Source organism: bacterium (assembly GCA_013360215.1).
GTDB lineage: Bacteria > CLD3 > CLD3 > SB21 > SB21 > JABWCP01.
Map to the genome: position 1 here is coordinate 63,506 of JABWCP010000003.1, position 16,649 is coordinate 80,154.

Here is a 16,649-nt window from a genome sequence, read left to right on the forward strand (position 1 = left end):
GTGAATTATGATTGTAAATTCTTTTGTAAGAAACCGCTCAGAAAAATATCCACCATCTGCTTGGAAATACGGGCGATATTAGTGGTATTGTGGGTACGTTTTTTGGGATTGTACCACGTATAAGTCCAGTTCATCATACCGAAAAGAGCCAACGCGGCAATTTTGATCTCCGGCGTCGTCCGACGGGCAGATTTGTTGTTTTTGGAGATTACCATTTCGGAGAGTATGGTTTCTAAAATTTTAAGATAATTTTTCTTCTTTTCATTAATAATGCGATGATACTCTCCGGTCAGCGAATCGCTCTCCAACGCGAGTATTTTCATAGCGTCAAGGTGCGTGACAAAATAGAGCAAATGATTTTGAACGAGGATGTGCAGTTTCAACACCGGATCGTGGACGTGTGCAAGTTTTTCGTGCAGCGAACCGATAACCGAGTTAAATGAGTACTGCGAAATCAAAAACAAAAGCTCTTCTTTAGTTTTAAAATAATAATACAAACCGGCCAAACTCGTATGCATTGCTCCGGCTATGTCGCGCATGGACGTATTGTGATATCCTTGCTCGGAAAAAAGAGTCGCTGAGCGCTCCAGGATGTCGTTGAGCCGCAGATGAAATCGCGCCTGGTCACCTGCATTTTCAGGCATATATAACCGGCGTTTGGGCACGGTACTGCGTACGGATGATTTGGTGACGGCAGTGTTCATAAATCAGGTTTGATTCGGTTATACAATTCGAACGAACGTTCGAAATCTAAGCGACCGTCGGCATATTGTCAAATTTATTTTTTTACGGCAATCCCGTCGTTTATTTTATCCGTTCATGACTTTCCCGTTGAAACTTCCTGTCATGATTCGTATATATTCAAAATACATCTCCATTTCCCAAATTTGATTTTTTTTTCATGTCTTCAGTTGCCGTCAAAACGCCTGCACCCAAGAGAAAATTCAGTCAGAATTTTCTGACTAATCCGCATTATGTGCGAAAGATCGTGGATGCGGCAAATTTATCCTCCGGCGACACCGCGGTCGAAATCGGATGCGGTAAAGGTGCGCTGACCGAACTTCTGCTGGAGAGCGGCGCGACCCTTCACGGTGTTGAAATCGATCCCGATATGATCCGTATTCTCACGGAACGTTTTTCCCAACATCCGCGTTTTACATTGCATCATCAGGACATACTTACTTTTGATTTTCACGGTATGGCTTCCGGTTTTCCTTTGACCGTTATCGGCAACCTCCCGTATCATATTTCCAGTCCGATTTTATTTCATTTGATGGAATCCGGGCCGATCATCCGACAAGCCCTGATCATGGTACAAAAAGAAGTCGCCGAACGCATCGTGGGAAAACCGCACAGCAAAGATTACGGCATTCTTTCCATTTTTTGCCAATACCATGCAGCCTGTGAAAAACTTTTTGATTTGCCACCCGGCGCTTTTTTCCCGGCACCCAAAGTGACGTCATCCATTGTACGGATGACCTTCCATCGCGATATGACGCCCTGGCCTCATTATCCGCTTTTTGTAAAAATCGTCAAGACCGGATTTAATCAGCGTCGGAAAATGTTGCGTAATTCCCTTTCTTCGTTTGAAGGCATCAACAACGTCACGATAGATTTGAGTCAACGCCCGGAAAATCTTTCGGTAGAAGATTTTATCCGGCTAACCGATGAACTTGCTATGCATCAGAGGCATTATGCGGCCTAAAGCGGAAATCGAAATTGACAAAGAATTGATTGACGACATCAAAGATCTCGTCGATTCCAAAGCAGAACTTCTTGTTCGTAATATTCTGAGCGATCTGCACCCGTCCGACATTTCAGAAATCTTGGATCACTTGGATGAAGAGGAACGGAATTACGTTTTTCAGGTGATCGAACCTGAAAAAGCCTCGGAAGTCATCCTTGAACTGAATGCTACGTCGCGCGAAAACGTACTCGATAATCTGGATGAAGAACAAATCACCGAGATCATCGAAGAGATGCAAACGGACGATGCGGCCAATATCGTACAGGAACTCGACGACGAAACGGCCAAACGCGTTCTAGACCAACTTGATTATGAAGATCAGCAGGAAGTCAAGGAACTGCTGAAATATGACGAGGATACGGCCGGCGGTCTCATGCAGCTTGAGTTTGTATCCGTGATTGATACCAGTACGATGGTGCAAGCGACTAACGAAGCGCGTAAAAAAGCCGCGGACGTCGAAAAAATACACGATATCTATGTCGTCAACAGCTACGGTCACTTAGTCGGTTCAATCTCCATCGAAAAATTACTCGTGGAACCGGCTGAAAAACATGTCGCCGAAGTAATGCATCAGGAAATCCCGTTTGCCAAAACAGACGAGGATCAGGAAGAAGTCGCCCATTTATTCAAAAAATACGATCTGATCGCTTTGCCGGTCGTGACACGCGCCGGTAAACTGGTAGGCCGTATCACCATTGACGACATCGTGGACGTTATCGAGCAGGAAGCTTCCGAAGACGTTTCCAAAATGGCCGGCTCCGTGGATGAAGATGTCAGCGAACAATCTACATTTCGTATTTCCAAGTCGCGTTTGCCTTGGCTTTTTACGGCTCTGGCCGGTGAAACGGTTGCCGCTTTTGTTTTGAGCCGATTCGAATCGTCGCTCAACGCGATATTGGCCTTGGCTTTTTTCGTTCCGATCATTATGGCAATGGCCGGTAATATCGCCATACAATGTTCATCCATCGTCATTCGCGGTCTCGCCACCGGTGAAATCAGTATCATTGATATTCAGCGCCAAATATTCAAAGAGTTGCGCGTCGCAACCATCAACGGGTTCGCATTGGGCATCGCTTTGGGGATGATCGTCGCGCTATGGATCGGAAATATGCAAGTGGCCTTTGTGGTGGGTATCGCTCTGATCTGCGTTATATTTTTTGCCGCCTTCAACGGCACCTTATTCCCTCTTTTGCTCAAAAAACTCAATATTGATCCCGCTTTAGCTGCAGGACCTTTTGTCACAATGACCAACGATACGATCGGTATTCTGATTTATCTGGGTATCGCGACGTTGCTGCTAATACGATAGAGATTTTGAAGCATTATTTTTTTTCGATGATCACGGTCGCCGTGGCATAATGATCGGCATGCGAAACCGTAATGTGTATCTGCTGCCCCGCCAATTCTTTTTTTAATTCACCATAAAGTTCTATCGAAGGCACACCCCGTGCATCCGTGATGACCTCCGCATCCAGCCATCCGTGGGGATGAAATTTACCCACCCGCGCCGCTTTGATCAACGCTTCTTTGACGGCAAATCGAACGGCCAGCGACGGATACGGATCTTTTTTAGAATACGCGTACGTTATTTCTCCCGAGGTAAATACCCGATGAATAAAACGGTCCCCATACGCTTCACAGCTTTGGCGTATACGCGCTATTTCGACAATGTCCGTGCCTATCCCTGCGATCATGATCGGCTCCGTGTTTCATCCCATAGGCGCATCGCCTCAGAAAATTTTCCGCGGGCGGCGGTTTGTGAAATCGATTGAAGCGCTTCCGAAATCTCGCCATCGCTTGCTCCGACGTGTACGGCACCTCGCAAATGGGACATGAGTTGCCGTTCTCGACCCATCGCCGCCAGCGCGCTGATCACGCACAGCTCGCGCTCTTTGGCCGTCAGTATAGGCCGACTCAGGACTTTGCCGTATCCTTCAAAAATCATCCAGTCCCGGATATCGGTGCTGAGCGACTGCATATTATGCATAAGTTTATCAAAATTTTTATCGTAAATCATCGCACACAAGGCCATACCGTCTGATTTGATTTGTTCTTCTGTTCGCATCTCGACCCAATTGTTATCAGCAATACCGCGGTGTTTGAGCGTCGCGCCAAGTACGATCAAGCCTTCGATCGCCGATGGAAACCCGCTGAAAAGATAATTTTGCAGTATCACTTCTTTGATGCGCAATACGTCATACCCGGCATCCAGTGCCGTTGCAATACTTTCGCGCATCGGCTCGGCATCGTGTATGGCGACACACGCCGATAGACGGCAAAACAGATTTAATTCGGGAGATAAAGCGGAAGGCGTTGCACTCATAACCGTTATTTATGCGCTTAGCGCCTGTTCCCACGGCAGGCTGATGATAAATTCCGTACCCTTACCTAAAACGCTGGTCACAGCGATCGAGCCGCCGTGTTTTTGAATAATCGCCTGCGAAATAGCAAGTCCAAATCCCGTGCCTTCAGCTTCCGGTTTTGTCGTAAAACCCGGATCGAAAACCTGAGAAATATGTTCTTCGGCTATTCCTTGCCCGTCATCTTTGATGGATACGCGAATGCCGTCCGGACCGCGCCAGGTGCGAATCCAAATATGGCCTTCTTTCTGAATAGACTGCGCCGAGTTTTGTAAAAGATTGACCATAACTTGTGTCAGCGGTCCCGGTAAACCTTTGATGGAGGGTAACGGGGTATAATCTTTATGAAAGGTTATTTTGTTTTTGTATTTGATGCGAAGAAGATGCAGAGCGCGTTCGATTTGTTTTTCGATATCCACCGCGATCCATTGCTGATCATCATTACGGGCAAATCCTTTAAGTTCGCTCAATAAGTCCATCGCAAAAACAGACGCATTGGCGATCGTCTCCATCATTTGTTCAAAATCATGCGTGAGTTCAGCTACCCGTTTTTCGCGCATCAAAAGCTGAACATCGATCGCCGAAAAATTGGCAGATGTTACGGTGTCCAAAAATTCTTTCAGATCTTTCCATTCATGCTGCGCCAAAGTTACGGCATGATTGATATTGGCGATCGGGCCGCCCAGTTCGTGACTTACATCGCTTAAAAGTTTGCCCAGCGCGGATAATTTTTCCGCTCGGACAAGTCCTTCCTGCGCGGCTTGCAATTCACGAAACGCTTTTTCGTATGCGATCTTATGATGGTAATGATCAACCGCGCGATGAATAGTCACACGAAAATGTTCGGCATCAAACGGTTTGGGAATGAATTTATAAATCTGACCTTTATTGATCGAGTCAATCACCAAATCAATATCCGAATAGGCTGTAACCATGATACGCATGGCCTCGGGAGCTATTTCCTGTGACTTCATCAGAAATTCGTTGCCGGTCATGCCTTCCATTTTTTGATCGGATACGATCACGACGGTATCCGGGTGCTGTTTTAGAATATCCAAGCCTTCAAAACCGCTGCTCGCAGTGAATACCTGATAATGCTCGTCGAGAATACGCTCCATGATATTGGTAATCACGTACTCATCATCCACACATAGAACTTTGAGTTTTGCGCGGCTTTCAGGCGAATCTTGTTCTTTACCAATACGATTGAACATAATGCGTATATTATCCTTTGCGACGTCGTTTTGAAGAAGATGACGGCGTACGCAGGTTGCGTGATATTTTTTTAGAGCGATCGTTTTCAAATACATGCGGCAACACGTCGTCAATATGATCAGCAAAAATAAAGGTAAGCGATGACTTCACATATTCCGGTACATCATCAAGATCGTTTTTATTGAGCTTTGGTAGTATCACAGTCTTAATACCGGCGCGTCGGGCGGCGACCACTTTTTCACGAATACCGCCCACGGGCATCACCTTTCCGCGTAGAGTAATTTCACCGGTCATGGCAATATCATGGCGAACTTTTTTTCCGGTAAGCAGCGAGGTCAGACACACGACGATCGTCACACCGGCCGACGGACCGTCTTTGGGTGTTGCTCCCGACGGGATATGCATGTGTATTTCATTTTTATCAAAAATCTTGGGATCAATACCCAAGTCGCCGGCTTTGGAACGAATATATGAGATCGCCGCTTGCGCCGATTCTTTCATAACATTCCCCAATTGCCCCGTCATCTGCATACCGCGGTTGCCTTGCATAAGGCGCGCTTCGATAAAAAGAATCTCACCGCCGTTCATAGTCCATGCCAAACCGGTTGCTACACCGGTCTCCGAGGTACGTCGCGCCACTTCAGGAAATACTTTTTGCGGACCGAGGTATTCGACGATATCCGGCAACTGGACTTTGGCTTTATTTTTATTTCCTTCGGCTTTTTTACGAGCGATTTTGCGACAAACATTGGCTATTTCGCGTTCCAGATTACGTACGCCCGATTCCCAGGTATAGGATGCGATGATCTGATACACAGCTTCATCGGTTATTTCGATATCGCTTTCTTTTAATCCGTTTTCTTCGATCTGCCGCGGGATAATATATTTTCTGGCAATCTGCAGCTTGTCCTCCGCGATGTAACCCGACAGGCGAATAACTTCCATACGATCCAGCAGCGGCGCAGGTATCGGGGAAATTTCATTGGCCGTAGCGATAAACATTACATCGCTCAGATCAAAAGGAATGTCAACATAGTGATCGTTAAATGAACCGTTTTGTGCCGGATCGAGCACTTCTAAAAGCGCGCTGGACGGGTCGCCGCGGAAATCCTGCCCGATTTTATCTATTTCATCCAGCATAAAAACGGGATTCGAACTTTGGCAACGGCGGATTTCTTGTATTATTTTTCCCGGTAATGCTCCGATATAGGTACGGCGATGACCACGTATTTCGGCTTCATCTTTGACACCACCGAGGCTAAAACGGACAAATTTTCTACCGATAGCTCGCGCAATCGAGCGACCAAGCGATGTTTTACCGACGCCCGGAGGACCCAAAAAACATAGGATCGGGCTTTTGCTGTCTTTCCGTAATTTTTTGACGGCAAGAAATTCCAATATGCGGTTTTTAACATCATCCAGATCGTAATGGTCTTCATCCAAAATCTTTTTGGCTTTTTTGAGATCAATCCTATCCCGCGTGGCATTATACCAGGGCAGCTCGAGCAGCCAGTCCACGTACGTTTTGCTCACGGTATACTCTGCTGCACTAGGCGACATTTGCGACAGACGGCTGATTTCCTTCATGGCCGCTTCCTTGGCTTCGGCGGGCATTTTCTTTTTTTCGACGGCCGCCTTAAGCTCTTCGACTTCGACCGAACCGTCATCATCTTCACCTAATTCGTGACGAATGGCCTTAATTTGTTCACGCAAAAAATATTCACGCTGATTTTTGCTGAGTTCGGCGTTGACTTCCGTTTGTATCTTGTTATTGAGCTCCAGCAATTGTATCTCACGGCTGATGGCCGACATTACCTTCGTGAGCCGCTCTTTCACGCCGATAGATTCTAATATTTCCTGCTTTTCGTTCAATTCGATATTAAGACTCGAAGCAACCATATCGGCCAGCTTATCAGGCTCACGAATGTTGCTGACAATAACTTTGAGTTCATCGGGCAATATGGGCGAGAGCGTAACCATTTTCTGAAAACTTTCCGACACACCGCGTTTCAGGGCATCGGTTTCCAAATCATCCGCTGACGGCACATGGATCGGTTCCACCTGACCGCTCAGATAGAGACCCTCCGGTGTTGCCGCTTTGAGGCGAATACGCGAAAAACCCTGAATGAGCAAACGCACACTGCCATCGGGAACCTGAAACATCTTAAGCACATTGACCGCCGTACCGACACCGTAGAGATCTTCAAATGACGGATTTTCTTTGTCGGGTTGACGTAAAGTAAATACGCCGATGATTTTGTGGGACGAAAGCGCTTCTTGCACAAGCTGAACATGGTTTTTTTCCATTACCACAAGAGGAAATACTACAAAAGGAAAAATCACATTATCCCGTAACGGAAGTATGGGTAGTTTTTCCGGAATCGCTATGGAATCGGATTTCATGTCTGTCGAAATATTTGCTTCAGGCATAGATAGTTATTATTCGATCACTATGTTTGTAACACGCGATGAGCGCGAGGTATCTTTTTTTAATCGTACGATAAGAAAACCGTTTTCGTAACCGGCTTTGATGGCCTGATCTTGTATGCGTGTATTGACTTTGATGCGCCGTTCAAAAGGGCCGAAATCTATTTCCATTTTATGGTAATGTCTTTTTTCGCTGAATTTCATTTCATGACGATGGCCGCTCACCGTCAGAATGCCGGCTTCGTATGTCAATCGTATATCGTCCTGTTTGACGTTGGCGATATCCATCACTACGATAAATTCATCATCCGTCTCCAAGACATCGGTGGGCGGGTGCCAACGTTTTTCGGAGTGCAGCAAAATGGGAAACTTGGTATTAAAAAGGTTGGAAAAAATAAAATCCATATCATCATCTACGCCGCGTAAACGGTGGATGGAATATTTTTTATCGTCTTCCATATCATCCATAAAAATACCTTTTGGATATTGCGCGGAGGGTTTTACTTATACGAAGATAAATATAATCAGTTGTACACTGTAAAAGCAAGCGCATTTAAGCTTCTTTGCCTATAAAAAATTATCATTTGCCTATCGTTTATACCGTGGCTACATTAGCTCGTTCACCCCAATGAACGGAAAGTGAGGTTCGGATTTGATCCTTGCTACACAAAGCTCTACGCGTTTCCTTTTATTAATATGCTTTTTTTATGGCATGCCCACTGTAGCAGCGTGGGGACAGTTGCGTCTGGAGCTCGGCTTTGACCGCAAAAATGATCTTTTGTGGGCCACAGACCCGGGTATGGAAAAAGCCACATACTCTAATCTTGATATCGAAACGTGGGGCGATTTCACGTTACGCAATGATTTACCGCAAAGTCCGGGCGGCGGAAGCTATATTTCACTAAACGGTATCCAGCAATATCTTCAAATCCCTGAACGCGCCGGCCTTCAGGTTTCCGGTAATATATCTTTTTCGATATCTATGTGGCTCCGTGTTCCTGCCGGCACACAAAACGGTGATATTATCAGCAGCGACAACGGTTTCATCAATGGCTATCGTTTATTTTTGGATGACGGCATGATCCGTTTTGAAATTCGGGACGGTACCAAAGAGATTTTTTCGTCCAATCGCTTGCTCATGCCTAATCAGTGGCAACATATCGGTGTAGTTTGCGACGGGCTCGGCGACTCGGTTACTTTTTTTGTAAACGGAGCATCCGTTGCTTCCCATCCTTTTACACGCGTAGTACAGGTACAGTCCGGAACACAAACCTATATAGGCACGCGTGCCGAATCTTCATTTCCCAATTATTTGTACGGCGATATCGATGATTTTCGTTTCTTTTCAGGCCATGACACGATTTTCGAATATATACGCACTATGCCGGAGCACGATCTACAGCGCCCATCTCTCAAGCGCACCAAAACAATCACACCGTCATATTTTACGTTGTACCAAAATTATCCCAACCCGTTTAATATGGCCACTCGGATTGATTTTGAAATGATACGGCCCGGAAGCGCTGAACTCCAGATATATGATTTGCTGGGCAATATGATGAAACCAATCTTCACCGGCGAACTTTCGGCGGGGCGTCATACCTATACTTGGGATGGCACAGATAACAATAACACACCGGTATCCAGCGGCATTTATTTTGCCCGCCTTACCGTGAACGGTATTGTACAAACAAAAAAGATGGTGTTAATCAAATAAATCGCTACGGAACGAATTTGTAACCGACACCGTGCACTGAAATAATATGCGTCGGATCTTTGGGGTTTATTTCAAAATAGTTACGCAAACGTACGATAAAGTTATCTACCGTTCGCGTTGAAGGTATCGCCTCGTAACCCCATACTTTCGTTAATATCTCCTCGCGCGTCACGACTTGCTCCTGACGTTCGATCAGTAGTTTCATCAGCATGCATTCCTTAGGCGTCAGTTGTATTTTTTTTCCCCGCGCGACAGCTATGTAGTTTTCAAAATCAATTTCATTTTTATCAAAACTAAATTTACTTGTTGATGATTCATTGACGGCATTACGGCGCTTAAGTAAAGCTTTGACACGCAATAAAAATTCGTCCAACTCAAACGGTTTACCTAAATAATCATCGGCACCGAGTTTTAGGCCTTCGATACGATCACGCGCATCACCTTTGGCGGTCAAAAAAAGTATGGCCGTTTCCGAATCCGTTTTTCGGATTTCGGCACAAACATCGTAACCGCTCTTTTTGGGCAGCATGACATCCAAAACAATCAAATCAAACTTATTTTTTTTCCATTGCACTAACGCATCCTCACCGGTTTGAGCCCAGATAACATTGTACTCAGTCTCTAAATTGAACTGCAATGATTCCGCAATATGGGTTTCGTCTTCGACCAATAGGATTTGCGATTTATTCGTCATATTTTATATCCCTTTATTTTGTAAGCGATGGAATACTAACCGTAAAAACAGTGCCACCTTCCGTTGCCGATTGACAATCAATCGTTCCTCGGTGAGCTTCTACGATGCGTTTTACGATATACAAACCCAATCCGGTTCCTTTCGTGGTTCGTGTCATCTCATCACCCGCCCTGTAAAAACGTTCGAATACTTTTTTACGATCCTCGGGCGCTACGCCCGGGCCATTATCGGTTACGGTTAATACCGCGCGGTCGCCTATCATAGACAGTAAGACATTAACCTGTTTAGGTGTTTGCGAATATTTTACGGCATTTTCGATAAGATTATTGACTACGGAAATCATGGCATGCGCATCGGCGTGAATGTTAATATCGGACGCAATGTTACCTGAAAACGAAATAACGCTTTCCGTATCGGATGTTTTCCATTTATCTAAAACGGATTTAACCAGCTGCGCCATATCAAGCGTACCCATCTGATAATCATAATCATTACGTTCAATACGGGCGGCATCCAAAACATTTTCCACTAAGCGTTGTAAACGTTCCACATCGGCAAGGGAGTGTTGAACAAACTGTTCCCTGCGTTCTTCGGTAATCAGCCGTCGTTGAAGCGTTTGCAAATACAGTTTGATCGAAGAAAGCGGCGAACGTAATTCATGCGTCATGCTCAGGATAAAATTTTTCTGGTGCTCCTGTAATTGTAACTCGCGCCGGAATGCGGCATATAAAAAATAAATCGCAATCATCACCATCAAGGCAAAAAAACTTCCTTCCGATAAAAACATGACGGTCCGGCGGTCCATCTGCTCCTGTAAATTATCTTCGGCTTTGTATTTAGGAATCACCGTTAAGGGCAATTCCAAATAGGTTACCGGTGTAGAACTGATCGGAGGGTTTTTTTGCAGTATAAATCCGCTATCCGACGCGGCTAATTTTTGTTCTAGAAACGGCCAATTAATCGGAAAAAAATAAATCAGATCCTGATAGCGAAGGAATATCGTATCGGGTGTAACCACGAAATGTGAACGCGGCCAATCATTTTCTTGAGCATGACGAAGTATATGCAAGGGGTGGTTCAACGATCCTTGTATCAGATCGCGGTATTCCAATGTCAGAAAACGACGCAACTCCGATGCTTTACTGCTTATCATCTTTTTATGCAAATTCATCACGGTACGATTTTGCTGTACCTGAAAATACATCCACCAAAAAATCTGGGCCAGGCACAGAAGCACGATAACGATAAAAATAACTATGGTTTTCTTTTGTAGTTTCACGGCGGTATTTACAAGGTTTGTTTATCTTTAAGCAGGGCTTCGTAAGCCGCTTTTATTTCTTTAAAACGTTCATCACCGACGATACCTGTATCATCGGCGGCGTTTGCATCCGGATGGTATATCATGCTCAGTTTGCGATATACGGCTTTGATTTGATCAATGCTCGCATCCTCTTTGACGCCAAGTATATCATAATACGAACGGTGCGCCTTACTGGCCGATGAGGGGTGAACTCCGCCCAATCGCATAGCTTCTTCAACAAATGATTTGATCTGTTCAACCTGCGGCGTTACCTCGGTGACGGACAGTTGACCGTTTTCAAAACCGGACTTGAGCACCTGAAGCTCCGAACGAAAATCCATAACGGCCATAATAATATCTGCACTGGAGTGACCGGCAAGCGCTTCGATGATACAAGCTTCCGTTTCTTGTATCAACGTTATCACCGTCGTTTCGCGTTGTGTTTGCAACCGTTGACGCAAATCACGAGTATTGCGCTGAATATCATCCGCTATTTCTTTGGCCATGACATAATGCTTTTGAACTAAAGCGTCTTGAGCACGTTCTAAATAAAAGCGATACTCGGAAATTTCTTTTGGAAATGAAGCGCCGTCTTCAGATTCAGAAAAACTTTTCAAATCTAGTTCAGCATTGGACACTTCAAGCAACGCTTCTTTGCGCAACTGCTTATAACGCTCCGCGGACTCCTTGGCACGGATCGCCAGACGCACCACTTCGGCTGATAATGACTCACATAAATCATACTGCATTTCAGCAAAAGCCCTCTGCAAAGCGGAGAATTTTTCCAAGGCGGATTTAAAATCTTCCGGTGCGATCATTTCGGCTTCAGCCGTACGTGCCAATACGATGTTTTCATCGGCATCATCCACCCACCACTGCGCCTGTCGGCGCAACTCCTGACGACGTGATCGCTTACGCATATAAAAAATAAGGACGGCCAAAACCAAACATCCGGAAACAGCCACAAAAGTGAAACGAATATTGATCCAGCGCGACTCTTCTTCTATTTCTTGTTTGAGTTCTAATGCGTCGGCAAATTCGGGATCAAATCCTAATGCCATATCGAGAAACCCCCGCGCAATGCGATAACTGTCTTTTTCATACTCCGTACGCGCATTTTTGGTGTACATATCGGCAAGTTGACTGGCTGCCCGTTTATGTAGTGATTTCCCTTCCGTATCGGTTTTATCAATTTCTAATATCTCTTTCGCATTTTGGAAAGCCTGATACCAATTTTCTTTAGCCAGGTCTTTGGCGGCCTGTGTTTTGAGGTAATCAAGACGTGTTTTTTTATCGCTACGAACATAATCATAATGCGAGCCAATAGACAATCGGTCTTCGCCGGCCATATATATTTTGGATGTCGTATCAATTCTAAAGTCTGAACTCGCCGCATTCAAAAACATCGGATCATGACTCACATCGGTTCGATGCGCTTCGATGCCTTCATATAGTACGCCATTATTCCACAAATTATTATTGGATAGCAAAGCAAGAGCGCCTTGTTTTTGCCCGATACCGATACGATTCCACACTACATTATTATTGATCAAGGCCAGGCCCGATGCATTTCTTATCAAAACACCATAACCGATTTCCTTTTCAGCATACCGGCTCGTATCATTTTTATGAAGGACTATGGTATTATTCCGTATTAACGGATTGGACTGCCCGTCAATAGTGATTCCATTTTCACCATTGCGATAGATGGTATTGCCTATGACTTTCCCGACAGATCCGAGATGAATCAATAAACCGTCTTTTTTGTTATCACGGATAATATTGCGTTCAATCAGCGGCGATGATTTATCACTGACGCTAATTCCGGAAGCTTCGTTTTGATAAATAAAGGACTGTGTGATCGTACCTTGACTTCGGTCTGATACACTGATACCGTAACCGGTATTATCGCTGATACTGCACTCGCGTAATATGACTGTGCTATTGCTTTTCATTTCCACGCCTACGGCGCCGCGCCTGAAAGCCACGCGATCGGCTGAAAAATTGGAATACCGTGCCAGCAAAACAGGAAAAGCCGTAGATTGATCAAATTCAAAACTCAAATCGCGAAGCCGAAGTGAACTTATGTTGTAGGCTTGAATGACGGGTGCCGTTGGTGATCCGATCACGAGTGTTCGTCCCGCAGGATCGCCTTCAAGGGATATAAAATTCCTCAGGATTAGATTCTCTCTATATATCCCGGCTTTGATGCGTATAATCGAATTCAGTTCCGATTTATCAATCGCTTCTTGTATAGTGCGATAGCGCCCCGCGCCATCCGAAGCAACAGCATAAGGTCTCTGTACCACCGGTCTCCTCGTAGAACGGGAAACTTGACCGTTCACCTGCGTCCAGAGAAGAAAGACCGATACACAGGTAACACATATTATTTTTGATATAAAAGGCATATGGTTTGTAATGTAAATCAAAATTTTCTGACATTCACCAAAAATGGTAAACCCTCATTAAACGGCAACTTAATGAGGGTTCAGTGAAACAATGTATACTGTTTGATTACTGTCGGGAATGAATCGGTCCGTTTTCCAAATTAAGTACACCTCTAGGACACACCGCTGAACATATTCCGCACCCGACGCACGAAGCTCGCACGATATTCTGTCCACGCTGAGCGTAGGAGCGAACATCAATTCCCATTTCACAATACGTCGAACAATTACCGCAACTAATACATTGTCCGCCATTGGTGGTGATCCGAAAACGAGAAAAGTATTTTTGCAGTATGCCGAGATAGGCGGCCATAGGGCAACCAAAGCGGCACCATACGCGACTGCCCATCAAAGGATAAAAACCGACGCCGATCACACCGGAAAATAATGCGCCGATAACAAATCCGTACACATTCGAAAAAGACGCAGATACACTTCCAAGCATAAGGCCATTGGATAAACTATTAATCCAAACAACCGCAGTTGTGATCACTACAAAAGCTAAAACACCATAAACCGAATACCGTTCGATCTTCCACGAGCGCAACGATTTATCGGATAAATGCCTGTAAGGATCACCCAGAGTCTCCGCTAAACCACCACAGCCGCAAACCCATGAACAATACCACCGTTTCCCGAAAAAATATGTAAGTATGGGCGTTGCAATAAAACTCATCACGGCGCCCCAAAACACCATAAATGTACCAAGCCCTCCGGGTTGTGATACTAACCAGTTAATGTCATTAGGAAACAAATAATTGTATTTCAGAGGCCAGAAATATGAAAAATAAAACTCGGGTTGATTGAATTTTTGAAGTAATCCGGGTAAGAGAAATGCAAAACCTAGTTGAAAAAAAATTACTGAAACGGTTCGGATCAGTTGGTAACGGCTATGCCTGTTTTTCGCCATCATACGCAAACCCATTATCATCACAGCCAGCGTATAATAGAATCCGTAAAGAAACCATTGATCAGCAGGTTTATTTCTTAGAATGCCACTCAACCAATCTGTCGTACGTATCAGGTACTCTAAGCGTTCAGGAAACCAGTAAAGTACTACATAAAATCCGGTAAAAAATACGGCGGCAATCCATCCCCATACCCCGCGGTTGACGAAGGAATTAAAAAAAATTCGATCATGTTTTATACCGGGTTTTCTGTCATACCACATGGGCATGATGTAGGCTAATGCTCCTATAGTTATAAGCCCACTGGAAAGTAAAAACATCCCGATTGGATATTGTTCGGATATCGGACTTAAAGCAACGCCAAGCATCAAAAAACCTATAGCGACAAAAGCGAGAGATAACTTTTGATGCAATCTTAGCGTAACAAGGGGTATCTGAATCGGAACGGGTTGATTCATAGGGGGATGATCTATGTAAGATTTAATAATTTATCGTACAATGAAGTGAAGGCCGCGCTGGACCTGCAAAAGAAGATTTTGTGCAGGATACCTTCGGTTGTATTCGGCAATGATATGCGACTCGTACTGCATAAAAAATTCGGGGTCGCAATTAGCTTCGCCCAAATTTTGTAGAACATAGTCGATCGTTCGGCTTTCTTTTATCCAACGTTGACATACATTTTGTCTGTAGCGTATCCCCATCAGATTAAATCCGATTACAATCCGGTTATCTTTTCGAAAAACAATTCGGATACCATGCTGTCCGTCAGGATGTTCCCACCAGAGATGCTCTTCGCCGTCACGGGGTACGTTCGGCACTACACCATATGTCTGATATTCGATGTCAAAAAATTTAGCCGAGTTAAACCAAATCCCACGATCATAAGCTTGGCGTTCACCCGTCAAAACACGCGCCAACGCTTCACCTTGCATGCGACCCGTGTACCAAAGTTGTTCAATTTTGGGATGCGCAGGCTTGGGTTCTATGAACTCCGCACAATCACCGGCGGCATAAATATCAGCAATCGGCGTTTCCAAAAATTGATTGACCAACACACCGCGATTCAGCGGAATTCCGGAAGTACGTAAAAATTCAATATTAGGTTTTACACCGGCCGTCAAACCAACAAACTCGCATGGTATAACTTCTCCGGACTTAGTTACAACCGCATCCACGCGACCTTTATCGTTGCCACGAATCTCCTGAAGTTCGGTATTCAATCGCAAATCTACGTGATGCGCACGGATGTGACGATTAATCATATCCGATTCTTCCGCCGGCAAAATATTATTCCAGTAAGATTTTTCTCGTACAAGGAAAGTCACGTGAATGCCGCGAGAGATCAGCATTTCGGCCATCTCGATACCGATCAAACCTCCTCCCACGATCACAGCACGCTTTACCGACTTGGTGTTTCGCTCCATCAGTTCAAGATCTTGCAAAGAAAATAGTCCCTGCACACCTTGAAGATTTTGACCCGGCCAGCCGAATGTTTGATAGACAGATCCGGTGGCAATAACTAATTTATCGTACTTCATGGTCTCGCCGTTTTTCAGGTAAATCTGTTTTTCGGCAGGTACGACGCGTTCGACTAATCCACGCCTGAGTTGGATTTCATTTTTTTTCCAAAAATCATCTTCATAGGGCTTAGTGTGCTCGTACTTCATGTGCCCCATATAGATATACATCAGTGCCGTACGGGAAAAAAAATAATCACTTTCACCGGAAATAATAGTAATCGGTTGATCGTTGCGTTTACGGACATGGCGAGCTACGGTAGTACCGGCTATACCATTACCGATAATAATAATTTGGGACATAATGGATTTATTAA

General features: G+C 44.8%; 14 protein-coding genes. 3 read left to right on the forward strand and 11 right to left on the reverse strand.

Annotated features, from left to right (window positions below):
• Positions 1–5: 5 nt before the first annotated feature.
• Positions 6–704: a TetR/AcrR family transcriptional regulator gene (locus tag HUU58_02870; protein NUN44597.1), complete on the reverse strand. Its 699-nt coding sequence runs from the start codon at positions 702–704 to the stop codon at positions 6–8.
• A gap of 197 nt (positions 705–901) precedes the next feature.
• On the opposite strand from HUU58_02870, the gene rsmA reads away from it, so the two are divergent.
• Entirely contained in the window at positions 902–1,705 is an 804-nt protein-coding gene (gene rsmA, locus HUU58_02875) for a 16S rRNA (adenine(1518)-N(6)/adenine(1519)-N(6))-dimethyltransferase RsmA (GenBank protein NUN44598.1), read from the forward strand.
• Positions 1,695–3,056, forward strand: coding sequence for a magnesium transporter (gene mgtE, locus HUU58_02880; GenBank protein NUN44599.1), 1,362 nt, complete (start codon positions 1,695–1,697; stop codon positions 3,054–3,056). Before rsmA ends, mgtE begins: the two co-directional genes overlap by 11 nt.
• 13 nt (positions 3,057–3,069) lie before the next feature.
• On the opposite strand, the gene acpS is transcribed toward mgtE, so the two are convergent.
• Genes acpS through HUU58_02905 form a run of 5 tightly spaced genes read right to left on the reverse strand, consistent with a single transcriptional unit; the run spans position 3,070 to position 8,217 of the window.
• Positions 3,070–3,441, reverse strand: a complete 372-nt coding sequence (acpS, locus tag HUU58_02885) for a holo-ACP synthase (protein NUN44600.1) — start codon at positions 3,439–3,441, stop codon at positions 3,070–3,072.
• Entirely contained in the window at positions 3,438–4,070 is a 633-nt protein-coding gene (locus HUU58_02890; protein NUN44601.1) for a carboxymuconolactone decarboxylase family protein, read from the reverse strand. Before HUU58_02890 ends, acpS begins: the two co-directional genes overlap by 4 nt.
• 9 nt (positions 4,071–4,079) lie before the next feature.
• Positions 4,080–5,321, reverse strand: a complete 1,242-nt coding sequence (locus tag HUU58_02895; GenBank protein NUN44602.1) for a response regulator — start codon at positions 5,319–5,321, stop codon at positions 4,080–4,082.
• Positions 5,322–5,331: 10 nt separating this feature from the next.
• On the reverse strand, positions 5,332–7,752 hold the full coding sequence (gene lon / locus HUU58_02900; protein NUN44603.1) for an endopeptidase La: 2,421 nt from the start codon (positions 7,750–7,752) through the stop codon (positions 5,332–5,334).
• 9 nt (positions 7,753–7,761) lie between these two features.
• Positions 7,762–8,217 (reverse strand): Hsp20/alpha crystallin family protein, encoded by a 456-nt coding sequence (locus HUU58_02905; protein ID NUN44604.1) that lies wholly within the window; start codon positions 8,215–8,217, stop codon positions 7,762–7,764.
• Between the two features lie 244 nt (positions 8,218–8,461).
• Between HUU58_02905 and HUU58_02910 the strand changes: the two genes are divergently transcribed.
• Positions 8,462–9,466, forward strand: a complete 1,005-nt coding sequence (locus HUU58_02910; protein ID NUN44605.1) for a T9SS type A sorting domain-containing protein — start codon at positions 8,462–8,464, stop codon at positions 9,464–9,466.
• Positions 9,467–9,470: 4 nt separating this feature from the next.
• Here the strand turns inward: HUU58_02910 and HUU58_02915 are convergent, their stop codons facing one another.
• The 5 genes from HUU58_02915 to HUU58_02935 form a co-directional block, all read right to left on the reverse strand.
• The gene (locus tag HUU58_02915) at positions 9,471–10,160 is read right to left on the reverse strand and encodes a response regulator transcription factor (protein NUN44606.1); all 690 of its coding nucleotides are present in this window, start codon (positions 10,158–10,160) and stop codon (positions 9,471–9,473) included.
• Positions 10,161–10,173: 13 nt separating this feature from the next.
• Positions 10,174–11,439: a HAMP domain-containing histidine kinase gene (locus HUU58_02920; GenBank protein ID NUN44607.1), complete on the reverse strand. Its 1,266-nt coding sequence runs from the start codon at positions 11,437–11,439 to the stop codon at positions 10,174–10,176.
• Between the two features lie 8 nt (positions 11,440–11,447).
• Positions 11,448–13,769: a right-handed parallel beta-helix repeat-containing protein gene (locus tag HUU58_02925; GenBank protein NUN44608.1), complete on the reverse strand. Its 2,322-nt coding sequence runs from the start codon at positions 13,767–13,769 to the stop codon at positions 11,448–11,450.
• 205 nt (positions 13,770–13,974) lie between these two features.
• Positions 13,975–15,273 carry a 4Fe-4S binding protein gene (locus tag HUU58_02930; protein ID NUN44609.1) on the reverse strand — a complete coding sequence of 433 codons (1,299 nt, stop codon included), beginning with the start codon at positions 15,271–15,273 and terminating at the stop codon, positions 13,975–13,977.
• A gap of 30 nt (positions 15,274–15,303) precedes the next feature.
• A complete protein-coding gene (locus tag HUU58_02935; protein ID NUN44610.1) occupies positions 15,304–16,635 on the reverse strand; it encodes an FAD-dependent oxidoreductase in 1,332 nt (443 codons plus the stop codon).
• Between the last annotated feature and the right edge of the window lie 14 nt (positions 16,636–16,649).